At 68.1% G+C, this 22,378-nt stretch carries 26 protein-coding genes and 1 pseudogene; 23 read left to right on the top strand and 4 right to left on the bottom strand.

What is annotated here, in order from left to right:
* The first annotated feature begins 109 nt into the window (after window positions 1–109).
* Entirely contained in the window at window positions 110–619 is a 510-nt protein-coding gene (locus ACIQJT_RS15045; protein ID WP_402643445.1) for a pyridoxamine 5'-phosphate oxidase family protein, read from the top strand.
* Window positions 620–659: 40 nt separating this feature from the next.
* Entirely contained in the window at window positions 660–1,094 is a 435-nt protein-coding gene (locus ACIQJT_RS15050; protein ID WP_365451118.1) for a VOC family protein, read from the top strand.
* A 58-nt stretch (window positions 1,095–1,152) separates the two neighbouring features.
* On the opposite strand, the pseudogene ACIQJT_RS15055 reads toward ACIQJT_RS15050, so the two are convergent.
* Together ACIQJT_RS15055 and ACIQJT_RS15060 are read right to left on the bottom strand one after the other, a co-directional pair.
* Window positions 1,153–1,239, bottom strand: a pseudogene (locus ACIQJT_RS15055) (glutamine synthetase); the annotation flags it as partial.
* 161 nt (window positions 1,240–1,400) lie between these two features.
* The gene (locus ACIQJT_RS15060) at window positions 1,401–2,801 is read right to left on the bottom strand and encodes a hypothetical protein (RefSeq protein WP_402643448.1); all 1,401 of its coding nucleotides are present in this window, start codon (window positions 2,799–2,801) and stop codon (window positions 1,401–1,403) included.
* A gap of 303 nt (window positions 2,802–3,104) precedes the next feature.
* Here ACIQJT_RS15060 and ACIQJT_RS15065 point away from each other — a divergent pair, with 303 nt between their 5' ends.
* Both ACIQJT_RS15065 and ACIQJT_RS15070 read left to right on the top strand, forming a co-directional pair.
* Complete coding sequence (locus tag ACIQJT_RS15065; RefSeq protein ID WP_402643451.1) at window positions 3,105–4,340, top strand: helix-turn-helix domain-containing protein; 1,236 nt, start codon at window positions 3,105–3,107, stop codon at window positions 4,338–4,340.
* 59 nt (window positions 4,341–4,399) lie between these two features.
* Complete coding sequence (locus ACIQJT_RS15070; RefSeq protein WP_402643454.1) at window positions 4,400–4,900, top strand: flavoprotein; 501 nt, start codon at window positions 4,400–4,402, stop codon at window positions 4,898–4,900.
* Between the two features lie 216 nt (window positions 4,901–5,116).
* Here the strand turns inward: ACIQJT_RS15070 and ACIQJT_RS15075 are convergent, their stop codons facing one another.
* The gene (locus tag ACIQJT_RS15075) at window positions 5,117–5,512 is read right to left on the bottom strand and encodes a GntR family transcriptional regulator (RefSeq protein WP_402643456.1); all 396 of its coding nucleotides are present in this window, start codon (window positions 5,510–5,512) and stop codon (window positions 5,117–5,119) included.
* A gap of 487 nt (window positions 5,513–5,999) precedes the next feature.
* Here ACIQJT_RS15075 and ACIQJT_RS15080 point away from each other — a divergent pair, with 487 nt between their 5' ends.
* From ACIQJT_RS15080 to ACIQJT_RS15170, 19 genes are all read left to right on the top strand, one after another.
* On the top strand, window positions 6,000–6,812 hold the full coding sequence (locus ACIQJT_RS15080) for a DUF4097 family beta strand repeat-containing protein (protein ID WP_402643458.1): 813 nt from the start codon (window positions 6,000–6,002) through the stop codon (window positions 6,810–6,812).
* 103 nt (window positions 6,813–6,915) lie between these two features.
* Window positions 6,916–7,206 carry a hypothetical protein gene (locus ACIQJT_RS15085; protein WP_402643719.1) on the top strand — a complete coding sequence of 97 codons (291 nt, stop codon included), beginning with the start codon at window positions 6,916–6,918 and terminating at the stop codon, window positions 7,204–7,206.
* Complete coding sequence (locus ACIQJT_RS15090; protein WP_402643461.1) at window positions 7,203–7,652, top strand: Pycsar system effector family protein; 450 nt, start codon at window positions 7,203–7,205, stop codon at window positions 7,650–7,652. The genes ACIQJT_RS15085 and ACIQJT_RS15090 overlap by 4 nt, the downstream gene beginning before the upstream one ends.
* Window positions 7,649–8,314: a GGDEF domain-containing protein gene (locus ACIQJT_RS15095; protein WP_402643463.1), complete on the top strand. Its 666-nt coding sequence runs from the start codon at window positions 7,649–7,651 to the stop codon at window positions 8,312–8,314. The genes ACIQJT_RS15090 and ACIQJT_RS15095 overlap by 4 nt, the downstream gene beginning before the upstream one ends.
* Complete coding sequence (locus ACIQJT_RS15100) at window positions 8,311–9,444, top strand: conjugal transfer protein (protein ID WP_402643466.1); 1,134 nt, start codon at window positions 8,311–8,313, stop codon at window positions 9,442–9,444. Before ACIQJT_RS15095 ends, ACIQJT_RS15100 begins: the two co-directional genes overlap by 4 nt.
* Window positions 9,441–9,824, top strand: coding sequence for an RRQRL motif-containing zinc-binding protein (locus ACIQJT_RS15105; RefSeq protein ID WP_402643468.1), 384 nt, complete (start codon window positions 9,441–9,443; stop codon window positions 9,822–9,824). The genes ACIQJT_RS15100 and ACIQJT_RS15105 overlap by 4 nt, the downstream gene beginning before the upstream one ends.
* 137 nt (window positions 9,825–9,961) lie before the next feature.
* On the top strand, window positions 9,962–12,151 hold the full coding sequence (locus ACIQJT_RS15110; RefSeq protein WP_402643470.1) for a cell division protein FtsK: 2,190 nt from the start codon (window positions 9,962–9,964) through the stop codon (window positions 12,149–12,151).
* 141 nt (window positions 12,152–12,292) lie between these two features.
* Window positions 12,293–12,550, top strand: a complete 258-nt coding sequence (locus ACIQJT_RS15115) for a hypothetical protein (protein WP_402643473.1) — start codon at window positions 12,293–12,295, stop codon at window positions 12,548–12,550.
* Between the two features lie 22 nt (window positions 12,551–12,572).
* Window positions 12,573–12,767 (top strand): hypothetical protein, encoded by a 195-nt coding sequence (locus ACIQJT_RS15120; RefSeq protein ID WP_123761058.1) that lies wholly within the window; start codon window positions 12,573–12,575, stop codon window positions 12,765–12,767.
* 11 nt (window positions 12,768–12,778) lie between these two features.
* The gene (locus ACIQJT_RS15125) at window positions 12,779–13,282 is read left to right on the top strand and encodes a hypothetical protein (protein WP_402643476.1); all 504 of its coding nucleotides are present in this window, start codon (window positions 12,779–12,781) and stop codon (window positions 13,280–13,282) included.
* A gap of 19 nt (window positions 13,283–13,301) precedes the next feature.
* On the top strand, window positions 13,302–13,589 hold the full coding sequence (locus ACIQJT_RS15130) for a hypothetical protein (protein ID WP_402643479.1): 288 nt from the start codon (window positions 13,302–13,304) through the stop codon (window positions 13,587–13,589).
* Between the two features lie 199 nt (window positions 13,590–13,788).
* Window positions 13,789–14,439: a DNA methylase gene (locus ACIQJT_RS15135; RefSeq protein ID WP_402643721.1), complete on the top strand. Its 651-nt coding sequence runs from the start codon at window positions 13,789–13,791 to the stop codon at window positions 14,437–14,439.
* Window positions 14,436–15,065, top strand: coding sequence for a DNA cytosine methyltransferase (locus tag ACIQJT_RS15140; protein ID WP_402643482.1), 630 nt, complete (start codon window positions 14,436–14,438; stop codon window positions 15,063–15,065). The genes ACIQJT_RS15135 and ACIQJT_RS15140 overlap by 4 nt, the downstream gene beginning before the upstream one ends.
* On the top strand, window positions 15,062–15,940 hold the full coding sequence (locus ACIQJT_RS15145) for a bifunctional DNA primase/polymerase (protein ID WP_402643485.1): 879 nt from the start codon (window positions 15,062–15,064) through the stop codon (window positions 15,938–15,940). Before ACIQJT_RS15140 ends, ACIQJT_RS15145 begins: the two co-directional genes overlap by 4 nt.
* Window positions 15,937–16,260 carry a hypothetical protein gene (locus ACIQJT_RS15150; RefSeq protein ID WP_402643487.1) on the top strand — a complete coding sequence of 108 codons (324 nt, stop codon included), beginning with the start codon at window positions 15,937–15,939 and terminating at the stop codon, window positions 16,258–16,260. Before ACIQJT_RS15145 ends, ACIQJT_RS15150 begins: the two co-directional genes overlap by 4 nt.
* Window positions 16,257–17,819: a YfjI family protein gene (locus tag ACIQJT_RS15155; RefSeq protein WP_402643490.1), complete on the top strand. Its 1,563-nt coding sequence runs from the start codon at window positions 16,257–16,259 to the stop codon at window positions 17,817–17,819. Before ACIQJT_RS15150 ends, ACIQJT_RS15155 begins: the two co-directional genes overlap by 4 nt.
* Window positions 17,820–18,122: 303 nt before the next feature.
* The gene (locus ACIQJT_RS15160) at window positions 18,123–18,368 is read left to right on the top strand and encodes a helix-turn-helix domain-containing protein (protein WP_402643493.1); all 246 of its coding nucleotides are present in this window, start codon (window positions 18,123–18,125) and stop codon (window positions 18,366–18,368) included.
* Between the two features lie 80 nt (window positions 18,369–18,448).
* Window positions 18,449–19,699 carry a tyrosine-type recombinase/integrase gene (locus tag ACIQJT_RS15165; protein ID WP_402643495.1) on the top strand — a complete coding sequence of 417 codons (1,251 nt, stop codon included), beginning with the start codon at window positions 18,449–18,451 and terminating at the stop codon, window positions 19,697–19,699.
* Between the two features lie 104 nt (window positions 19,700–19,803).
* On the top strand, window positions 19,804–20,700 hold the full coding sequence (locus tag ACIQJT_RS15170; protein WP_402643497.1) for a hypothetical protein: 897 nt from the start codon (window positions 19,804–19,806) through the stop codon (window positions 20,698–20,700).
* 159 nt (window positions 20,701–20,859) lie between these two features.
* Here the strand turns inward: ACIQJT_RS15170 and glnA are convergent, their stop codons facing one another.
* A complete protein-coding gene (glnA, locus tag ACIQJT_RS15175) occupies window positions 20,860–22,221 on the bottom strand; it encodes a type I glutamate--ammonia ligase (protein ID WP_028807424.1) in 1,362 nt (453 codons plus the stop codon).
* Between the last annotated feature and the right edge of the window lie 157 nt (window positions 22,222–22,378).

Genomic DNA, 22,378 nt, shown 5'->3' on the forward strand with positions numbered 1-22,378 from the left:
CGGATTCCGGGGCGTCCCGCTCCGCATGCGGGCACGCCTTCGGCAGACTGGGGGTGTCGAGCCGGACCGCCGCGGTGGCCCGGGTGTTCCCCGAGCCGGAGGCTGTGTGATGACCGAGAAGGAACCCGAGACCCACCTCGATGCCCGCTACAGCGACCCGGGCGCGACAGCGCACTCCTGGGCCGACGCGGTGTCCCTGCTGGCCTCCGCCGAACTGTTCTGGATCTCGACGGTACGGCCGGACGGGCGCCCGCACGTCACGCCGTTGCCGGCCGTGTGGGCCCACGGGGCGCTGCACTTCTGCACGGGCCCCGAGGAGCGCAAGGCGAAGAACCTCGCGCACAACGCGCACGTGACGCTGACGACCGGCACCAACATCTGGGACAAGGGCTACGACCTGGTGGTGGAGGGCGAGGCGGTGCGGGTCTCCGACGACACGAGGCTGCGCGAGCTGGCCGCCGCGTGGGAGGCGAAGTACGGCGACTTCTGGCGCTTCGAGGTGCGGGACGGCTACTTCCACCACGGACCGGGACACGCCGTCGTCTATGCGGTGGCGCCGCGCACGGTTTTCGGCTTCGGTAAGGGACAGCCGTTCAGCCAGACACGGTGGCGTTTCTGAGAGCGGCCCTCTGTACGGACGTCGACAAGGGAGTCACGCCATGGACATGAGCCTCGAAGTGATCCTGCTGCCGGTCACGGACGTGGACCGTGCCAAGGAGTTCTACCGCGACAAGGTCGGTTTCCACGTGGATCTGGACGGCGAGGTGATGGAGGGCGTCCGCATCTGCCAGCTCACCCCGCCCGGCTCGGGCTGTTCCATCGCCCTGGTGGACGGCCTCCAGATCCCCACCGGAGCCCCGCAGCCCGGCACCTACCACGGCATGCAACTGTGTGTGACGGACGCGAAGGCGGCGTACGAGGAGCTCACCGCCCGCGGCCTGGACGTGAGCGAGCCGGTCCAGTTCGCTCCGCAGGACGGCGCCACCTTCATGTACTTCAAGGACCCGGACGGCAACGGCTGGGCGATCCAGGAGTACAGGCGCCGCGAGACGGAGCCGCTGCACCAGGTGCTGGCGCAGCAGGCGGCCCGGTAGCCCGCCGGCAGGGGTGCGGGGAACCACGCGACAGTCCCCGCACCCCCGGCGTTCAGCCCTACAGCACCGGCAGGTTCTTCCGCAGCTCGAAGGCCGTGACCTCGCTGCGGTACTCCTCCCACTCCTGCCGCTTGTTGCGCAGGAAGTGACGACGTTCTGGGGCGACCTCGCGCGATCGGCGTTCAGGCAGCGCTGGGCTGAGATCGGATAGCCGTTGTTGGTCGTTGTTGGTCGCTGTGAGCCACCCTTCGACGGCCCACACACGGCCCAGCGCCGAACGGTCTCCGCTGAGGGGCGGTGCTCACCTCAGAAGCTCAACCGCGAAGCTCCAGCGATCAACACTTTCTGCGCCAGGAACCTGGCCAAGGCGATGTCTGGCCCCAGGGAATCGGCTTCTGTCGAGAACGGGAGGAGCAGGTCGACGGCTGAACTCCCGCCATCCTCTTTCGCGTGCACAATTCGGCATCTGATGTCGTAGACCCTATTTGCTACCGCGGTCAACAGGTCACTCTTCGCGTCGGCGAGGTTAAGGTGGGCAACGTCCTTGATCTTCTGCTTCCCCGAAAAGTGATCCGAGAGGATATCGTCACCTGTAATGAAGTCGCGAATATGATCCTCGGTTACACATCCTCCGATGGTTGAGCGCAGTTGCTCGCGCTCGCTGATGAACCCTCTCCCCGTCCCTGAAGCCAGATTGATAATACGTACGAGATTATTATCATCGTCCGGCCTGAAGCGGGGATCTAGCAGCTCATTTCGAAGCCGTTCCAGAGTTTCCCGACGACTAAAACTCGGGAAAAAGTACTCCAGAACCTGATAATAAGCGAGGTACTCCAGAAGCGGGAGGCGACTAGACGAGCGCCCGTACCAATATAGATTGAGAGGCTTTTCCGGATACTGATTCTGCGGATTTCTAGGAGTTTCTTGGGATACTTCACGTCGTTGCCGGAACCTGCCACGGAGACGCTCCCTCGTAGCGGTCATCGAAAGGGCCAGCTCGGGTGAAATTCCGTGCTGGAGATCCAACTCGAAGAACAAGGCACCTGAGACCCGCGTCAGAATATCAAGCGCCTCATCGTGGCGAGTGACAGTTACCCCAGAAATCCGAAGCGTCGGGAAACGCCCCAACCCCAGCGGAAGCGGCTCCCTCCCGACAGTGCGCCTGCGATATCTGTCCGAGACTGCATTAAACACTCGTGACGCAGAACCCAATTCCAGACGCATATCCGGGTTACTGGGAGCTGGAGTCAGTTTCAGCACCCAGGCTTCATCATCCCTGGACCTACCGATTCGAGGCCCGATTTCCCTTTCTTCATCCTCATCTAGCAACGTCATTTGTTGCGGCCCGATTTTTTCGACGCCTGCCAGGTCCTGGAGCCCCGGGCCATTTGGGGGAAGCGGCAGGAGCGTAGCCTCTATAACCCCCCTGTCCAAGAAGAGTGCAGCATCAAAGTCACCCAGATAGGTGAAGGTCGGGTATTCAAGCGACCAAAACTCTTGGGCAAGCTGAGCGTCGACCCTCAAACGTCGCTTTTTTCTACCGTTGGGCATCTCTGCTACGACAGTCATGCCGAGCGATGGAGAAATCTCCCACGAGATCGGGATTCCTCCACTCGCATAAAACTTCTCGAACTGGATGCGTGCGTCCGACTCGCCCAGCTCAGCCTTCTTTTGCTCGATGATTTCGGGGGTAATCTCTTCCGACACTTTCCACCCCTCTGCGTGAATTAGGAAGATGCTAGCGCACGGGCTTGGGTTGCACCCGATCTTTAGAAAAGACCTCCCACACCTTGCCCGGGTCCAAGGAACTAACAAAAGCTTCGCGTAGCGATGGCCGCCGAGGCTCACGGTGGCTCATGGCGAGGGGACCCGGACGGTCTGTCCGGGTCCCCTCGCCATGAGCCACACACCATAGCTCTGGCTCAGCACCGCTGATGGACCAACTACCTACCTAGCCCTCGGCTCTGTACCGTGAGACGGGCCCCTACAACCCGCAGGAGGCAGCACGTAATGCGTGGTCTTGGAGATCACCTCAGTGTCGGTGAGCGCATCGCGTTCTACCGGAAGCGTCGCGGCTACACGCAAGAGGTGCTCGCCGGTCTGGTCGGGCGTAGCACCGACTGGTTGGCGAAGATCGAGACGGGGCGCCGGAAGCCTCCCCGGATCGACATGCTCGCTGAGCTGTCGCGAATCCTGCGCGTGCCCCTTGGGGACCTACTCGGTCAGACGGTGCTCATGGAGGACGAGAAGCGGCAGGACGACGTGCCGGCCGTGCGCGACGCGCTCATGAGCCCGCGCCGACTGTCTCGTCTGCTCTTCGGTCCCGAGGCCGAGACACAGCTTCCCACGCCCGCACCCGTGGCCGTGCGTGTGGAGCAGGCATGGAACGACTATCAAGGTGGGCGGCTCGGCAGCGTCATCGCCGCGCTTCCGACGCTCCTCCAGACTGCGCAAGAGCTGGAGGAGCGAGCCGCACGGCGCGGCGAGGACCGTAGCGACTGCTGGGCAGTATCGGCCCGCACTCATCACCTCGCAGCAACGACACTCGCCAAGATCGGTGAGTCAGACATTTCATGGCTTGCTGCGGAGCGTGCGATGCGTGCCGCAGACGAGTCCGACGACCCGCTTGTGCTGGCGTCCGCGGCACGGTCCGGCACGCACGCCCTGCTGGCCAACGGCCGGTACGACGACGCGTTGGAGCTGGGCAACACGGCCGCCGCATGGCTCTCATCTCAGGTGACCGACAACGACCCTGCCGCGCTGAGTCTGCTGGGAATGATCCATCTGCGAGCCGCTGTCGCGGCGGCTCGCCACCAGGACCGACCCACCGCTTCCGGCCTGCTGGACCGAGCCGAAGAACTCGCGGATGATCTCGGCTCGGATGAGAACTACTGGCAGACCGGCTTCGGGCCCACGAACGTACTGCTTCACCGGCTGTCGGTTGAGCTGGACCTCGACAATGTGTCGTACGTGGTGGAACACGGCCGGATCAACGTCGACCACATGCCGCAGGAACGGAGCGTGTCGCACCGCATCGACTTCGCGCGCGCTCTCTCGCTCAATGGTCAGGGAGATGAGGCATTCACGGAGCTGCGCACAGCCGAACGCACGTCACCGCAGCTCGTACGCAACAATCCGAGGGTTCGCGAGACGCTGCGGGATCTGATCAAGCAATCACCGGTTACTGGCGGCTCGCGATCATCCGAGGTGTTCGTGATGGCCCAAAGGTGCAGGGCGGTGCAGTGAGTTCAGGCAAGCGTGGGGTGCTCGGAGTCGTCGGGTCGGCGGCAGGAGGCGTAGAGGCGTTGCGCACCGGCCTGGTTGAGCCCTCGATGGGGCGCGGTTGGCAGGTGGCGGTCACTCTGACGCCGACCGCTGGTCACTGGCTACGGATGAGCGGCGAGTTCGAGAAGTTGGAGAAAGTGACCGGCCTACCGGTACGCGATGAACCCCGCCTTCCTGGCGAGGCACGACCGCACCCGCCGGTTGACTGCTATGTGGTGGCCCCCGCGTCGGCCAACATGGTGGCCAAGCTCGCCGCCGGCCTGATGGACAACCAGGCGCTCACACAGGTGGGCGAGGCGATCGGCACCCTCGGGTTGCCCGTCGTCGTCTTCCCTCGGGTGAACGCGGCGCACGCCCGCCACCCGGCATGGCAGAACCACCTCGACACCCTCCGGGCGGGAGGCGTGCGCATCATCTACGGCCCGGAAGTGTGGCCGCTGTACGAACCGCGCGAGGCGCCAGCGGGGCGCGAACTGCCCTGGGAGGCAGTGCTGGATGCCGTGGACGAAGCGACTCGATGACGAGTCGTCAACTGCCCTGACCTGCAAGCAAAGAGGACCCGGACACTCTGTCCGGGTCCTCTGCCGTTCACGGCTACATGCTCATTGGCATGCCAAGGATCAATGAGCGAAGCGGCGAGCTGGAATGCATGACTCCTGCTGAACTCGCTTTGGTCAAAGCGAGTTTGAGGGACGCACGCCTCAAGGCCGAACGACTGCTGAGGCGTGCGGATGAACTCACAGCGACGGTGGAGTCTCGCTACCCACAAGCTGCTCAAGCCGGTCAAGCCGCTCCCCGAGCAATCGGAGAGCGTCATGAATCGTGCTGAGCTCTGCGGCCAGGGCCGCGAATGCGGGGCTACTGCCCGGCTCTGTGCCGAGGGGGGCAGCGGGGTCGCGGACGAACGTCCCGCGCCCCTGCTGGGTGAGGATCAACCCCTCGTCACGGAGTTGGCCGTACGCGCTCTGAACAGTCATGAGCTGTACACCGAGTTCCTTAGCGAGGGCGCGAGCTGCTGGGAGCCGGTCCCCCGCGTCGTACTCGCGATCGGGGCCCGTGATCTTCTCGCGGAACTGCGCCGCAATCTCCTTGGCCGTCGGCGTGGGCTTGGTCACTTCGGGGCTCTGATCCATGCCCCCGAGAGTAACCGGACCTAGGTCAATCTCACGTCGCTCAGTCGCACCCTCTTGACAGTCGGATTGACCTAGGTCAATCTGAAGTCATCGCCGAACGCGAGGCCCGGAAGGGCTTCAACGGCCGTGTCAGTGCCCGGAAGCAAGGCCCGGATTCAGCACTGCGAAGAACTCAACAGAGTGCCGACCCAGCCACCTGCACATGGGTGGTCGATGGGTGCGGGTCACCATCCCGACGCCCATGTCGGGCCGGGTGACCTGCCCTGATCCGCCCTTCGGGGCGGTGACGGCATTGCGTGATTTTGAATCCGCAGCACCTTCGTAGCCCCGGCAACCAGCCGTGAGGGGCGCCCGATCGGATCGGGCCCGGGGCACTTGGCCTGCCGCTTCGTGCGGCGTTGGCCTGCGTACCGAGCGTGGCGGCTCCCGGACAGGACATCCCGCCGCGCTCGGTCTCCTTTCCCGACATAGTCAGGAGCAGTAGCCCATGACCGAGCGCATCATCCCCGTGGACGTCGTCGGCCCGATCGCCCTGGATCTGGCGATGAGCACCGGCAGTATCCGCGTCGTCGTCGACGCGATGCTGAAGCAGGCGCGCATGGCACTGACGACGGAGGCGACCTCCGGCCCGTCCGCCGACGCGATCCGCGACACCACCGTCAGCCTCACCGGGCAGAACCTCCGGGTCCGCGTCCCGGACGTGGCCGGCGGCGCTGGTGGCAGCACGACGATCCGGGTGGGCGGCAACACCATGACGTTCTCCGGCGGCAACGGCGTGCAGATCGTCAACGGCAACGTCCACATCACCGGCCACGGCGGCGGCAAGGTCTTCGTCAACGGCCGCGAGGTCACCGCGACCGGCCCGGCCGGGGACGCACTCACCCCGATCACCGCCACGATCCACCTGCCCGCCAAGTCAGTGGCCGCGATCAGCACCAACAGCGCGAACACCGTCGTCACCGGCACGCTCGCGCGGCTGGAGTACGACGGCACCTCCGGCACGCTGACCGCTGAGCGCGTCGGCGACCTGGAAGCCATCGTCACCTCCGGCAGCGTCATCGTCGGCGAGGTCAGCGGCCCGCTGGACATCAACCTCACCTCCGGCAACGTCAACATCGCCGCCTACAGCGGCCACTGCGCCCGGCTGAACCTCACCTCCGGCAACCTCCGCATGGCCGCCACCGCACAGGCCACCGGCCGCCTCACGGTCAACGCCACCTCGGGCAGCGCACGCATCACCGGCGCCGCTCACCTCAACGTCCGCCGCCGGGTGACCAGCGGCCACGTGCAGATCAGCTAGCACCGCCTGACCCCCGTTCTTCGCGGGGCGGCCGCTCCCGGACAGGACAACCGACCGCCCCGCGCCCTTCCCGACGCTTTCAAGGAGAGACCCCACCATGCGTATGCGCACCTACGTCGCCGGCCAAGAGGCGTACGGCGACATCGAGTTCGCGGAACTGGCGCTCGGTATCGACGTCGACCTGTTCCGGGGCCCGCTGGAGTTCGAGACGGACGGCGAGCGGGCCGCCCGTGAGGACGCGGCCCGTGACGTCCTCGCCGACCTGGTCGCGGAGGCGGAGGCCGGTGACGAGATCGCCGGGTGGGACGCCCTGTACGCCGACGCCCTGACCCGCACCGTGCCATTCCTGCGCTCCGCTCGCGGCTTCCGGCCGGGAACGGGGGAAGCAGCATGAACGCCGTGACACAGAACCTGACGGCCGCGCACACTGAGGTCAAGGCGGAGATCGCCCGGACCGACGCCAAGACCGCGCTGTTGCTGGCGTTCGTCGGCGCCGTGCTCGCCGGCGGGTGGACGATCGCCCGTGACATGCCGCTGAACCCCCTCGCCTACGCGGCGGGCGGTTTGGGACTGGCACTGCTGATAGGGGCCGCGGGTCTGCTGCTGCGGTCGGTGCGCCCCAACATCAAGGGGCGACACGGCTTCCCGCTGTGGGCCACACTCACCCCCGAGCAGATCACCAACCTCACCGCCTCCCGGGACCTCGCCGCCGACATCGCGGGCCTGTCCCGACTGGCGGTCGCCAAGTTCACCTGCCTGCGCCGCGCGGTCGACCTGACGTGCGTGGGCGGCGCCCTGCTCATCCTGGCCCTCGTGTTCGCCCTCGGGGGTGCGGCATGAGCGAGCTGATGTACGCCGCCGCTGCCGGTCTGCCGCTGGCGGCCGGGTGGTCGGTTCACGCGCTGCGGCTGACGCGCCGGATCGAGACGGCCCGACGCGACCCGCTGACCGGGCTGTGGACGCGGGACGCGTTCGAGCAGCGTGCCGCCCGACTGCTGGCCCGGCACGCACACGTCGCGGTGGTGCTGGTCGACCTGGACGGATTCAAGGCCGTCAACGACACCCACGGCCACGCCGCCGGGGATGCAGCGATCCGCGCCACCGGCGCGAGCCTGACCGACGCGCTTGCTGGCCATCGGCGGGCGGTCGCGGGACGCCTCGGAGGTGACGAGTTCGCCGCCGCCGTCGCCCTGTCCGACCCGATCGCGCTGCCGTGGCTGCTGCGAGGCATGCACGACGAGATCACCGCCCCGTTCCGCCACACCGGACGTGACCTCACGGTCGGTGCGTCCATCGGCGCCGTGCTCTCCAGCGACGTCCCCGGTGGGACCGGACGGGAGCTGTCGGGGCTGCTGCGACTGGCCGACGAAGCGATGTACACGGCCAAGCGCGGCGGGGGCGGATGGCAGAACGCCGCCTTCGCACCCCGCTGCACCACGACCGCCGGACGCCGTACCGGCCGCCCCGGCACCCACACGACACAGCGGAGGGAGGCGGCATGAACGAGACCCGCAAGCCTTTGACGAAGCTTCAGATCGGCGTCCTGACAGCCGCGTTCGTGCCGATGCTCGCCACAGGCGTGGTCGGCGGGATCGGCACCTACAGCAACATCGGGCACGCCTACGGCGCCGGCACCGCGCTCGGTGCCCTCGGTGCCGGCGAGGGCGCCACCGCCGTCCTCGCCCTGGTTCTGCTGGGCTTGACCATGCTCGGTCAGTCCTCGCCGCGCATCGTGCGGATGGGGCTGTGGGCGCTGCCGGCCGCCGCCGCCGTCATGGGCGCCACGGCCGCGCCGGACCCGGGACGCACCGTGATCTACGCCCTGACCCCGATGGGCATGTCCGTCTCCGCTGAGGGCATGGCGTTCCTCGCCCGCCGGATCGTCGTGCACACCGACGGCCGCGACGCGGAGAACGAGCGGCGCACCGCCGACCTCGTACAGGCCCTCGCCTACCATCGCGCCCGCGCCGCTCAGCACCCCAGCGGTCGGGTTCAGTGGTGGTCGGAGCGCAAGTCGTGGCGCCTGGCCCGCAAGGTCGGGATCGGGGACGCGGCGCTCGGATCGAGGCTCCTCGATGTCCAGCGCGAGCGGATCACCGCCGGTGCGGATGCCGCGCTCGGTTCGATGTTCGGCGGCACCACCCCTGCCCTCGCCCCGATCCCCGAGGCGGACGCGAATGCGGAGGAATCTACCGAGACTATGAGGAATCGGTCTATGCCTGACCTGCGGGAATCGATCCCGGCCCCGGTGGTGACACTGACCCGACTCACGGTCCCCGAACCGGTCGCGGTGGACCTGGGCAAGTCGATTCTCCCGCTCAAGCCGCTCGCCCCCGCTCCGGCCCCGATCGCCCCGCCCTCGCTTCCGGCGCCGGTGGTGCGGGCGGTCCCGGCGGCATCGAGTCGACCCCGTCGGGCGACCGGCCGGGTTCCTCAGGTGGCACGGCCGGTCAGGCACAAGCGCACGGCGGATCAGTTGTTGGCTGAGGCCCGCACGGTCACCGCCGGGTGGCCGGACAGCCGGATCACGGCTGAGGGCATCCGCCGTGAGGTGCACACCTCGCCGGCCAACGCCCGGATGCTGCGGGACACGCTGCTGTCTGAGCGTGCCGCCGTGGCCACCGGCCCGTGAAGCGGCTGACGCTGGCCGACTGCTTCGACCCGGACGGCGAGCGCTTCGGCATCCCCACCTACCCGTGGCGCTACGCCCCCGACGGCATGGCCACCCGCCGCCAACTCCGCATCCGTGGACTGCGGCCGGGCGGTCAGGACATCGCGGCGCAGATGCTGAGGCCGCGTCGCTGGCGGGAGCCGCTGACCGCGTACCTGTACCGCATCGACCTCGCCCACCCGGTACGCCCGATGACCCCGGCGAGGTGGGCGGCGCTGGCCAAGGCCAACGCCGCGCGCCGCCGTTGCCCCGAGTGCCGGCGGGATGCCGGATACGTCATCCCGCCCACCCTTGGAGCCTGCGTGGCATGCGCCTTTCCCGAGGAACAGCGCGCCGCTTGAAGCACACAGGGCACGCACTTTGCGTGCCTTGGTTCGCCCCATCTGGGCTGACTCTCTTCTCACGGGCCCGGCCGCCCACCTCCTACAGCGTCGGCCGGGCCCGCTCTCCCTCACACCCGAAAGCGGAAGGAACCTCAGTGAAGCACCCCGACGACGACAACGAACTCTTCAACCGGCTGGAAGCCGAAATGGCCACCGACACCACCCCCGGGGAGGGGGCGGACGTGGTCGACCTCGACAAGGCGCGCGCCGCCCGCGAGTCGACTCCGACCGCCGACCCCGAGTCGGCCGACCCGACCGCCCGGCGGCTGGTCGACGACCCGGCCACACAGGCGGCCGGTCCCGGCTACCTCGGTCGACTGGCGGCCGCCAAGCGCCGGGACGTCGTCCCGCTGTGGCTGCGCTCGGTCGCCGAACTCAAGACCGCGTCCGCGTGGGTGGCCCGCCACTACGCCCACACCGCCGGGTACCACGCACTGCGCACTCCGGTGTATGCCGCCCGGCTGACCATGCAGGCCCCGTCCGGGCTGGCCCGGTTCGTGGGCGGCACCATGCGGTGGGTCGCCGACCGCGAGGGCGAGCCGGTGCGTCTGGCGGCCGTGCGCCGCGAGGACGCGGCGGAGTACCTGAAGCTGTCCCGGCAGCGGGACGGACGGGTGCGACTGCGCACGCTGGTCATGGTGCTGGGCATGTTCGTCGGTCTCGGTCTGGCGCTCGCCCTGTACGTGCTGGCCCCTGACTGGCTGCAAGCCGTCTCAGTCGGCGCCCTGGTCCTGGCGCTGGGCATGAACGGCCGCAAGGCCGACCAGCCGGTCATCCACCGGGCGGTGGAGATCCCCAAGGCATCCAAGCTCACCAGTGACATCGTGCTGCGGGCGCTCGGGGCGCTGGGCATTCCGGCGATCAGCCAGGCGCAGGCCAAGGGCCGGGACGGCTTCGAGTTCACCGCCCCGATCACCCGCGACGGTCCCGGCTGGCGGGCCACGGGCGAACTCCCGTACGGCGTAACGGTCACGGACATCATCGAGAAGCGCGAGCGCCTGGCCTCCGGCCTGCGCCGCCCGCTCGGGTGTGTGTGGCCGGAGGCCGCGCCGGAGCACCCGGGGCGGTTGGTGCTGTGGGCGGGCGACCAGGACATGAACACCGCGAAGAAGCCCGCATGGCCGCTGGCCAAGTCGGGCACGGTCGACCTGTTCAAGCCGGTCGCGTTCGGCACCGACCAGCGCGGACGCTGGGTTGAGATCACCCTGATGTTCATCGCCGGCGTCATCGGCGCGATCCCCCGCATGGGCAAGACCTTCCTGCTCAGGCTGCTTCTGCTGATCGCGGCGCTGGATCCGCGGGCGGAGGTGCACAGCTTCGACATGAAGGGCACCGGCGACCTCGATCCGGTCGGCAACAACGTCTCCCACCGGCACGCCGCCGGTGACGATGACGAAGCGATCCTCTACGTGCTGGGTGATTTCCGTGCCCTGCGGGAGGAACTGCGCCGCCGGGTGAAGGTGATCCGCTCACTGCCCCGCGACATCTGCCCCGAGAACAAGGTGACCAGCCAGCTTGCGGACAAGCGGTCGCTGGGGTTGCACCCGATTGTGGTCGGGGTGGATGAGTGCCAGGTCCTGTTCGAGCACCCCGAGCACGGCAAGGAGTTCGAGGAGATCGCCACCGACCTGGTTAAGCGGGGACCGGCCACCGGAATCGTGATGCTGCTGGCCACCCAGCGCCCGGACGCCAAGTCGCTGCCCACCGGGATCAGCGCGAACGCGTCCGCCCGGTGGTGCCTGAAGGTCATGGGCCAGACGGAGAACGACATGGTGCTGGGCACCTCCGCCTACAAGCGCGGGGTGCGGGCGACCATGTTCGCCTGGGGCGACAAGGGCATTCACTACTTCGTCGGCGAAGGTGCCGATGCCCGCATCGTCTCCTCCGTCTACGTCGACGCCCCCGGCGCCGACGCGATCGCCGAACGCGCCCGCACCATCCGCGAGAAGGCCGGACTCCTGTCCGGCTTCGCCCTCGGAGAGGCCCCCGAGACGGTCACCGGCCCCGCCTACGACCTGCTCGCCGACGTCCTCGCGGTGGTGCCGGAGGCGGAAGAGCGGGTGTGGAACGAGCGGATCGCCGCCCGCCTTGTCGAACTGCGCCCGGACGTCTACGGCGGCTGGAAGGGCGAGAACGTCACCTCCGCGCTCAAGCCGCACGGCATCAAAACCCGCGACGTGGCCGGCACGACCGAGGACGGCACCCGCACCACCCGGCGCGGCATCGTCCGCGCCGACCTCCTCAAGGCGATTGCGGAGCGTAACGAGAAGCCGGGCGCCGCATAGCCCCGGCAAGGTGCTACCGGTAGCAGGGTGCCCTGCTACCGGTAGCACCCCCGCTAGCACCCCAAACCGCACCCCATCTGCGATCTAGCGGATAGCACCCCACCTGCGGAAACCCCCGAAAACCCGCCCGGAGGGCCCCTGATGACCCCCATCCTCGCTGCTATCACCTGCCTGCTCATAGTCACACTCGGTTACAGCGGACTGTGTGCGGCCTCGCCGTTCGGCAACTGCCGCCGCTGCCACGGCATGGGCCACGCAATGAAGACCGACCGCAAGGGACGGCCCAAGCGCGGCAAGGACTGCCGCCGCTGCAAGGCCACCGGCAAGCGCATCCGCGCCGGCCGCTGGCTCTACAACCGCTGGGCCCGCATCTACCGCTCCGGCACCGACACCCCCTGACCGACCGGCCGGAAGGCATCCCGTGATCTTCGACATCTCCGCCGTGCTGCTGTTCGGCGCCGCGTCCGCCCTCGCCGTCAAGACCAAGTCCGCCGGCGGCGGCGCCGCGATCGTCCTGTTCCTGTTCGGGTTCTTCACCGCCGGGACCGGCGCCTACGACCCCATCGTCAGCGTCGTCAAGGCCACCGCCGACGCCCTGTCCACCCTCGGCAACTGAAAGAGGCTCCCGTGCACGAGTCCACCCCCGCCCCGGTCCGCACCGGCGTCCCGCTCACGGACGATCAGGCTGCCACCGAGGCCGCGCGCATCATCGCCGACGCCTACCGGCCCGCCCCCGAGGTGCCCACCTCCTACCGCGACACGAGTCCTCTGCCCGCGCACGGCGACATGCCGCCGGTCGCGCAGCCGGGGGTGCCGCCGATGTCCCAGCGGGCCGTGGACGCCTCCCGCCTCATGCTCACCGCCGGACTGGCCACCGTCCCGCCCGGCCTGATCGCGATCGGGGTGCTGATCGCCTCCCGGGAGGCCGACCCGACGGTCATCGGGATGATCTGCGCCGCCCCGGCCGCCGTCGCCGTTCCCGTCCTCGCCCTCGCCCGCCTGTTCCGGCGGATCGGCGAGGCCACCCCGGACGAGTACCACCACCACTACACCGGGCCGGTCCACCAGGAGCACACCACCACCCACACGCGCGGCATCTTCGCCCGCACCCACAACGACCACCGCCGCTGAATAAGGGAGAGCAACACCCGTGATCCGACTGCGCATTCAGGTCGCCCACTGGCCCCGGGCCCTGATCCTGACCGACACCCCCCGCCCCAACTGCCGCGACTGCCAGGGCATGGGCGGCTTCGAGCACCCCTACGGCGACCACACCGGCGAGTACGCCGGCAGCGACTGGGAGCCCTGCAAGTGCTGGAACGAGACCCGGCGCTGGATCCTGCTTCCCCTGCCGCACCGGCCCCGGTGGCTGCGGCGCCGCACGGCCGCTCCTGACCCGTGGGGGCCCGGCGGCTACAGCAACGGAGCCCCGTTTTAGCTCTGCCGAGGGCGGCGGCTCCCGGACAAGGACAACCCGCCGCCCCCGGTCTCCAGTCCCGACGAAACAGAAACAGGAGACCTACAGCATGGCCCAACTGAGCGTTTTCGGCGAGGGCCCCTCGCTCCGTGCCACCCGTACGGGGCGAGCGTCCCGGCCGCGTCTGCTGGATCTCTTCTCGTGTGCCGGTGGTGCCGCCATGGGCTACTACCGCGCCGGGTTCGCGGTGGACGGCTGCGACATCGCCGACCGCCCCAACTACCCCTTCCCCTACCACCACGGCGACGCCCTCACCTACCTCGCCCACCTGATCGCATCGGGCGAGATCCGCCGGTACGCGTTCGTCCACGCCTCCCCGCCGTGCCAATACGGATGCTCGCTGACTGTGGGCACCAATGCCTCGCAAGGGTGGGGCCGCGCCCACGTCGACCTGGTCGCCCCCGTCCGTGACCTATTGGACGCGACCGGTCTGCCGTACGTCATTGAGCAGCCGAACGGCCGCGCGGAGATTCGCAAGGACCTGACGCTGTGCGGCGAGATGTTCGGGCTCGGGGTGATCCGTCACCGCAACTTCGAGTTGGGCGGCTGGACCACCGGGCGGCCGGCGCACGTCGCGCACCGGGGCCGGGTCCGTGGCTACCGGCACGGCCGCTTCTACGACGGCCCCTATGTCGCCGCGTACGGCAACGGCGGCGGCAAGCCGTCCATCCCGGAACTCCAGTCGGCCATGGGCATGACGTGGACGGACGTGCGGGAGGAACTGACGGAGGCGATCCCGCCCGCCTACACCGAGTGGATCGGCCGCGCCTACCTCGCCGACCGGGTCCCCGCGCTGGGGGTGGCCGCGTGAGCGCGCGTGTGGTGCCGCTGCGTCGGCCCAACGGACTGCGGGTGCTGGACCTGTGCTGCGGAGCGGGGGGCCTGTCCATGGGCTACTACCTCGCCGGCTTCGACGTCGTGGGCGTCGACAACCGCCCGCAGCCCAACTACCCCTTCCCCTTCCACCAGGCCGACGCCCTCACCTTCCCCCTGGACGGCTTCGACCTGGTCCACGCCTCATGGCCGTGCCAGCACTTCGCCAACGTCACCGCATGGCGCGGAAGCCGCGCCGACCACCCCGACCTGCTCACCCCCGGCCGTGCGCGGCTGGAAGCCTCCGGGCTGCCGTGGGTCATCGAGAACGTCCCCGAAGCACCGCTCAGGCCGGACTACCTGCTGTGCGGTACGCAGTTCGGTCTCAGGGTCCGCCGCCACCGGGCGTTCGAGACCTCGTGGGGAGGCGGCGGGGACCTGGTCCCGCCGTGCTGGCACCACAAGGGCCTGCTGGCGTTCGAGCACAAGGGCGAGCGGGCTTACGCCGACGCTATGGGCTGCACCTGGATGTCCAACATCGAAGCCCGGCAAGCCGTCCCGCCCGCCTACACCGAATGGATCGCCACCCAGTACCTCGCCCTGCAAGGGAGGGCCGCCGCATGACCACCACACCCACCCCCCTGGATGCCGCCCTCGCCCTCGCGGCGGCCGGCGTCCCCGTCCTGCCCCTGCGGGCGGGAAAGGTCCCGTTCGGCAACTGCCCTGCATGCAAGGGGAACGCGTGCGGAGGACGCCCCACCATGAAGAGCGCGGGCCCCTGCCAGTGCCTCGCGCCGTGCCACGCATGGGCCGCCGCCACCACCGACCTGCACGTGATCACCTCACCCGCGTGGGCGACGGTGTGGCGTGAGACGGTGGCGGTCGCCTACCACCCCGGCGGGGCCGGACTCACCGTCGTGGACCTGGACAACGCGGCAGCCGTCGACTGGGCCCGCGCCACCCTGCCCGCCACCCGGATCGTGCCGACCACGCGCGGCGAACACTGGCTCTACCTGGGCGTCATGCTGTCGTCGAACGCGGTCCGGCCGGGGGTCGACGTCAAGTCGCTGGCGCAGTATGCGCGTTGGCTCGGTCCCGGGACCGGCCGCATGGCGCCTCTGACGGCCGCCGTGCGCGCCCTGGTCGTGAAGGAAGACACCACCCCCGCCCGGCGCGGGGTGGCCTCTTCTCTCCCCGCCCGCACCCCGTGGAACCGGTCGGTGGCCACCGGGTGCCGCCACACCGAGCGATACGTCCGCACCGGACTGGAACGCGGCCTCGCCCTCGTACGCGCCCGCACCGAGTCCGGCGCCGGATCACAGGCGTTCGGCGTCGCCCGCTTCCTCGCCGCACAGCACACCGCGTGCCCGGGACCGTGCGGCCTGGCCGCGATCGGTGAGGAGATCGTGACCGCCGCCGTCTCCGTTGGCGTACCCGAGGCGTACGCGCGCCGCGCGGTCACCAACGGCCTTGAGGCGGCTATGGAGCGCGCGGCATGAACAAAGCATCCCGAAACTCCACGAACGGCCCTCAGGGCGCCACGCAGGGCGCGCTACGGCCGACTGCGGGCGAACCGAAGGGCGCCGCCCGCAAGGGCGTCCTTTCTGCCGTTGGTTCTGGCCCGCATACGGTCACCGTCACTGGCATCACCCCGGGGCTTCACATCCAGTTGGAGGGCATCCCCGTCGCGGACTGGCTCTGCCCCTGCGGCGAGCACGAACGCGCCCGGGGCCGCGCCGCCGTCGCCCGGCTTACCACCCGCGTCATCGTCGGCATTTGCCCCCACACCACCACCGCCGAAGGGAGGACGGCCTCATGACTCCACAGCCTGTGGACAGCACCGACCTATGGGCCGGACTGCCCACCCTGGAAGACCCGCCCGGCGAGGACGACACCGCACTGGAGGTGTGGGAGGACCCCATTCCCCTCACCGGCCGACGCGAGCGGCCCCCGTTTCCCGCGCACGTTCTTCCGGCCTGGCTTGGGGAGTTCGTGACCGCCGTAGCGCAGGAGACGCAGACCCCGGTGGACCTCGCCGGATCGATCGCACTGGCCGTGCTCGCCACGGCGGCCGGCGGCCGGTCCGTGGTCCACGTACGCGGCAACTGGCGTGAACCGACCAATCTCTACACCGTGGTCGCGCTCCCGCCCGCCAACCGCAAGTCCGCCGTCTTCGCCCTGCTGACCAACCCCCTGTATGAGGCGGAGAAGCAGCTCAAGACGGCGATGAAGCCGGTCATCGTGGAAGCAGAGCTGACCGCGCGGTTGGCCAAGGAAGCGGCCGACAGGGCCGCCGCCAAGGCCGCGTCCGCCGACGGCGACAAGCGCGACGACATGGTGGCCACCGCCGTGGGCCTCGCGCAGACCGCCGACACGCTCACCGTGCCGGCCGAACCGGTGCTGCTGGCCGATGACTCGACACCCGAGACGGTCACCTCGCTCATGGCCGAACAGGGCGGCCGGCTGTCGGTGATGAGCGCTGAGGGCGGCATCTTCGACATCATCGCCGGCCGCTACTCCGGGGCCCCCAACATGGAGGTCTTCCTGAAAGGGCATGCCGGGGACCGGCTGCGGGTCAACCGGCAGACCCGCCGCGAGTACATCGACGCCCCCGCCCTGACCATCGGCCTCGCCGTACAGCCGGACGTGCTCAAGGACATCGGGAAGGTGAAGGGGTTCGAGGGACGCGGCCTGCTGGCCCGCTTCCTGTACTCCCTGCCGGTGTCCACGGTCGGCGAACGCGAGATCATCACCGACCCGGTCCCGGAAGAGACGGCCGCCGCCTACACCGAGCAGGTCATTGATCTGACGCTGTCGCTGGCGGAGTGGACCGACCCGGCCGTCATCCAGCTCTCTCCTGAGGCGGACGCGGCTCTGATCGCCTATCAGAAGCGCATCGAACCCCAACTCAAGGCACGCGGCGGCACGCTGGGCCACATCTCCAACTGGGCCGGAAAGCTGGCCGGGGCGACCGCCCGCATGGCCGCGCTGCTGCACCTCGCCGAACACGGCGGCAACGGCTACGCCCACCCCGTCACCGCCGACACCATGAACGCGGCCATCGAGCTGGGGCAGTACTACACCGCGCACGCCCTCGCCGCGTTCGATGTCATGGGAGCCGACCACACCACCGCCCGCGCTCACAGCGTCCTGGAAGCGCTGCGCATGCATCGGTGGACCGAGGTCAGCAAGCGCGACCTAATGGTCAAGCTCTCCCGCTCTGAGTTCCCCACCGCCGCGGACCTGGACCCGACGCTGAACCTGCTGGAAGACCACGGCTACGTGCGAGCCCAACCCATCGTGCGCACCGGCGGACGCGGCCGGCCGCCCTCGCCGCGCTACCTGGTCCACCCCCGGCTGACAGATCCCACCACCTGAGCCGCCCACAAAAACCACAGAATCACAGAAATACCCGCCGCGAGCCGCCTGACCTGCACAGACAGTCTCGTTCGGCGGCTCGCGGCGCTCCGCCACAGAATCTCGCAAAGAAGCCACAGAAATAAGCCCGACCCGGCCCGCCGCACCGGCCCCCTTATTTCTGTGGAACCTTCGTCGATTTCTGTGGAAGCCAGCATCGCCCGGCATCAGTGCAGGTCAGCCCCGTGATTACGGGTTTCTGTGTATTTCGTGGTTTCTGTGGCGGCACTCCCCCGCGAACCCTGACTCACAAGGGAGCGAGCCTTGAGCCCAACCGTCTCTCCCGTAGCCGACCCCCGCGCAACCCTCCGGGGCGGTCTACCGGACCGGTACCTCACCCCCGACGACATCGCCGGGATGTTCGAGGTGCCCATCGAGACCGTCTACCAGTGGCGCAAGAAGCGGACGGGCCCGCCCGGCTTCCGCATCGGCAAACACCTCCGCTACGACCCCGCCGACGTGCGCGCCTATGTCACGCAACGCAAGGACGCCGACCGCAACGCCGCGTAGCTGAACACCCGCCAGAAACAGCAGGGAGAGCCGTCACGAACGGCTCTCCCTGCTTCATGTCGAGAGAGGACCGCCGCCGCATGGCTGGCCACATCCAAGATCGCTGGTACAAGACCGAGATCGACGCCAACGGCAAGACCGTCCGCGTCCGCACCGACCGCTACGGCAGTGGTCTCCGCTACCGGGCCCGGTACGTCGGCCCCGACGGAACCGAGAAGTCCAAGAGCTACCCCGACGGACAGAAGCGCCTCGCCGAGAAATGGCTCTCGAAGGTAGAGGCCGACATGGACAGCGGCAATTACGTCGACCCGGCCGCCGGCCGAACGACGTTCCGGCAGTACGCCGAGAAGTGGCTGAAGACTCAGACCACCGACCTGACAACCCGAGAGACGGTCGCCTCGACGGTTCGCGGCCACGCGATCCCCTACATCGGTTCGCGCCCTCTCGGCTCCTTCAAGCCGGAACACATTCGCGACTGGCTGAGCGAGTTGGAGCAGGCCGTACCCGCAACGTCGTACCGGCGAGTGATCTACAACAACGTGTCGACCATCCTTAACGCGGCCGTGGATGACGGCCACCTGGCGAAGAACCCGTGCCACGCGCAATCGGTACGCCCACCCGCACCGGGAACGGGCCGCGTGGTGCCATGGACGGCCGAACGCGTTTTCGGTGTCCGGGAGGCCCTGCCGGAGCGCTTCCGTGCGGCGGTCGACCTCGGAGCGGGATGCGGCCTGCGGCAAGGGGAGATCTTCGGGCTCCCCGTCGATGAAATCGACTTTGAGTCCGGTTGGCTGCACATCGTGAACCAGGTGAAGGTGACGACCGGCGGCCTCGTATTCGGTCCGCCGAAGCGGGGCAAGCTCCGTGACGTTCCCCTGCCCGACCGCGTGGCGGATGCCCTCAAGCGCCACATGAAGGAGTTCCCACCGGTCTCGATCACCTTGCCGTGGCTGCGGAAGGACGGCCGTATGGTGACGCGCGAGTTGCTGTTCACTCGCCTCGACGGCGCAGGTGCAGTCCGGCGGACCGACTTCAACGACCGCGCTTGGAAGCCCGCTCTCGTCGCGGCAGGAGTGATCCCCGAGCCGAAACCGGGTGAGCGTCACCACGCCGCCCGCGAACACGGTATGCACGCTCTCAGGCACTTCTACGCCTCGGTCCTACTGAACGCTGGCGAGAACGTCAAGGCGCTGAGCAACTACCTCGGACACAACGATCCGGGGTTCACGCTCCGGGTGTACACCCACCTCATGCCGAGCAGTGACGCGCGGGCCCGGAAGGCCGTGGACAGCCTGTATCAGGCGGCTTCCTCTCCTTTGACGGCGCTGTAAAGAGACGAGAGACGGAAAGACCAGACTTCCGGGATAGCCACACTTACTTGCAGGCTATCCCGGAACATCGCCCGCGCTGGCACCGAACTAGCTACAATCCATCTGTGACTGATCGCGCATTCCCCTCACCCAACAGCGACGAGGTAATCGGCGCGCTTGAGCGCACTGGGTACCTCCTGGAACAACGCGTAGCAAGCCAGGTAAGATCTCTCGGCTTCTCGGTAACAACTGGAAGAGCTTTCGAGGACCCCGACGAAGGAAAGTCTCGGGAAGTCGACGTGTATGCCATCAAGAGGGCATGGGGCGACCCGTCAAAAGACATTCAAGTACTCATCCAGCTTGTCATTGAGTGCAAGCGGTCAACCGGCCCTTATGTAGTCCTGGGCAGGAAACCAAACGGTCGGGACAGGAGTCACCAACCACATTCCCACACTATGCCGATCAGCTCCGTAACGTGGCACGATACTCAGGCAGACCACCCGCGCACCATTCGAGTTATCCCCACATGGAATTGGTTGGGACTTCACACCCTACCCAGCAGCCCTAACCTCGATAGCAGAAAAGGGGTGCAACTGGTTCGCCTGAATCTGCAACAAAATAAATGGCAAACAGACAACTCGTCTATCTTTGAGTCCACAACGGTCCCTTTGATGAAGGCTGTAGAATCATTCAGACCGCCTCGGGATACTGCCGAGCCCCCATCGTACGCAGTCCTAAACCTATGCTTCCCAGTCCTGGTAACAAGCGGCGAACTCTTTTATGTAGACGGCGAAGAAGTCGCCCCTATCGCAGAGCAGGTGGAGTGGGTTTCCCTTGAACGGGACATCAAGATGAGGTCCATGACGGGTTTGTTCAACATGGATGTTGTCACCTATGCAGCCCTGGACCTCTACCTTACAAATCGTGTTCTCGCGTTCAGCGAGGCCGTGGCAGAAGAGGTCGCCAGAGACCCCGACCGGCTGAAGCAAGGCCAGCTCGACGCTCCCCCGGCCGACCTCTAGGTGCTGGCTTCCCCGATGGGGCAGAGGCACACGGAGGACGAGGTGTCGACGCTGAGACGGCCCAGAGACGGCCCAGAGACCGTGACGCGCGATGGGGCCGACGGTCGCGGACCGTCGGCCCCATTCGCCGAATCAGCGGAAAACCCCTCTGACCTGCCCTTACAGCACCGGCAGGTTCTTCCGCAGTTCGAACGCGGTCACCTCCGAGCGGTACTCCTCCCACTCCTGCCGCTTGTTGCGCAGGAAGAAGTCGAAGACGTGCTCGCCCAGTGTCTCGGCGACCAGGTCGCTGCGTTCCATCAGGGTGAGGGCCTCGCCCAGGTTCTGGGGCAGGGGCTCGATGCCCATGGCGCGGCGCTCGGAGTTGGACAGGGCCCAGACGTCGTCCTCGGCGCCCGGCGGGAGCTCGTAGCCCTCCTCGATGCCCTTGAGGCCGGCGGCCAGCAGGAGGGCGTAGGCGAGGTAGGGGTTGGCGCCGGAGTCGAGGGAGCGGACCTCGATGCGGGCCGAGCCGGTCTTGCCGGGCTTATACATCGGGACGCGGACCAGGGCGGAGCGGTTGTTGTGGCCCCAGCAGATGTAGGAGGGGGCCTCGCCGCCGGCGCCGGCGGTGCGCTCGGTGCCGCCCCAGATGCGCTTGTAGGAGTTGACCCACTGGTTGGTGACCGCGGAGATCTCCGCCGCGTGCTTGAGGAGGCCCGCGATGAAGGAGCGGCCGACCTTGGAGAGCTGGTACTCCGAGCCGGACTCGTAGAACGCGTTGCGGTCGCCCTCGAAGAGCGAGAGGTGGGTGTGCATGCCCGAGCCGGGGTGCTCCGAGAACGGCTTGGGCATGAAGGTCGCCTGGACGCCCTGCTCCAGCGCCACCTGCTTCATGACCAGGCGGAACGTCATGATGTTGTCGGCCGTGGAGAGCGCGTCGGCGTAGCGCAGGTCGATCTCCTGCTGGCCGGGGGCGCCCTCGTGGTGGGAGAACTCGACCGAGATGCCCATCGACTCCAGCATGGTGATCGCCTGGCGGCGGAAGTCCATGCCGATGTTCTGCGGGGTGTGGTCGAAGTAGCCGGAGTTGTCGGCCGGGGTCGGGCGTGAGCCGTCCAGCGGGCGGTCCTTCAGCAGGAAGAACTCGATCTCCGGGTGGGTGTAGAAGGTGAAGCCCAGGTCGGAGGTGCGGGCCAGGGCGCGCTTGAGGACGTACCTGGGGTCGGCGAAGGACGGGGAGCCGTCCGGCATGAGGATGTCGCAGAACATCCGGGCCGTGCCGGGGGCCTCGGCCCGCCAGGGCAGAACCTGGAAGGTCGACGGGTCCGGCTTGGCGATCATGTCGGACTCGTACACGCGAGCGAATCCCTCGATCGCGGACCCGTCGAAGCCGATGCCCTCGTCGAAGGCCTGTTCCAGTTCCGCCGGAGCCACGGCGACCGACTTGAGGAAGCCCAGCACGTCCGTGAACCACAGGCGTACGAACCGGATGTCGCGCTCCTCCAAGGTCCGGAGCACGAACTCCTGCTGCTTGTCCATCTTCCGCTTCCCCATCCTTGCTGGTCAGGCCGCCTGTCTCCGGGTCCCGCAGGAGGCGGTCGGGCACCTGAGCATCACACCACAACAGCATTTCGTGTGCGTTGCCGACCTTGATCGTCGCGGCGACCCGGGGGTGAACGCCTCACGTCCGGCGGAT

It is taken from the genome of Streptomyces sp. NPDC091972 (assembly GCF_044756385.1).
Classification (GTDB): Bacteria; Actinomycetota; Actinomycetes; order Streptomycetales; family Streptomycetaceae; genus Streptomyces.

What these genes read in the sequence shown, in the direction of transcription:
- glnA (WP_028807424.1), bottom strand. Translation starts at nt 22,221, where the DNA reads ATGGACAAGCAGCAGGAGTTCGTGCTCCGGACCTTGGAGGAGCGCGAC.
- ACIQJT_RS15075 (WP_402643456.1), bottom strand. Translation starts at nt 5,512, where the DNA reads ATGGATCAGAGCCCCGAAGTGACCAAGCCCACGCCGACGGCCAAGGAG.
- ACIQJT_RS15065 (WP_402643451.1), top strand. Translation starts at nt 3,105, where the DNA reads ATGCGTGGTCTTGGAGATCACCTCAGTGTCGGTGAGCGCATCGCGTTC.
- ACIQJT_RS15045 (WP_402643445.1), top strand. Translation starts at nt 110, where the DNA reads ATGACCGAGAAGGAACCCGAGACCCACCTCGATGCCCGCTACAGCGAC.
- ACIQJT_RS15165 (WP_402643495.1), top strand. Translation starts at nt 18,449, where the DNA reads ATGGCTGGCCACATCCAAGATCGCTGGTACAAGACCGAGATCGACGCC.
- ACIQJT_RS15150 (WP_402643487.1), top strand. Translation starts at nt 15,937, where the DNA reads ATGAACAAAGCATCCCGAAACTCCACGAACGGCCCTCAGGGCGCCACG.
- ACIQJT_RS15090 (WP_402643461.1), top strand. Translation starts at nt 7,203, where the DNA reads ATGAACGCCGTGACACAGAACCTGACGGCCGCGCACACTGAGGTCAAG.
- ACIQJT_RS15080 (WP_402643458.1), top strand. Translation starts at nt 6,000, where the DNA reads ATGACCGAGCGCATCATCCCCGTGGACGTCGTCGGCCCGATCGCCCTG.
- ACIQJT_RS15085 (WP_402643719.1), top strand. Translation starts at nt 6,916, where the DNA reads ATGCGCACCTACGTCGCCGGCCAAGAGGCGTACGGCGACATCGAGTTC.
- ACIQJT_RS15115 (WP_402643473.1), top strand. Translation starts at nt 12,293, where the DNA reads ATGACCCCCATCCTCGCTGCTATCACCTGCCTGCTCATAGTCACACTC.
- ACIQJT_RS15155 (WP_402643490.1), top strand. Translation starts at nt 16,257, where the DNA reads ATGACTCCACAGCCTGTGGACAGCACCGACCTATGGGCCGGACTGCCC.
- ACIQJT_RS15100 (WP_402643466.1), top strand. Translation starts at nt 8,311, where the DNA reads ATGAACGAGACCCGCAAGCCTTTGACGAAGCTTCAGATCGGCGTCCTG.
- ACIQJT_RS15145 (WP_402643485.1), top strand. Translation starts at nt 15,062, where the DNA reads ATGACCACCACACCCACCCCCCTGGATGCCGCCCTCGCCCTCGCGGCG.
- ACIQJT_RS15050 (WP_365451118.1), top strand. Translation starts at nt 660, where the DNA reads ATGGACATGAGCCTCGAAGTGATCCTGCTGCCGGTCACGGACGTGGAC.
- ACIQJT_RS15095 (WP_402643463.1), top strand. Translation starts at nt 7,649, where the DNA reads ATGAGCGAGCTGATGTACGCCGCCGCTGCCGGTCTGCCGCTGGCGGCC.
- ACIQJT_RS15135 (WP_402643721.1), top strand. Translation starts at nt 13,789, where the DNA reads ATGGGCTACTACCGCGCCGGGTTCGCGGTGGACGGCTGCGACATCGCC.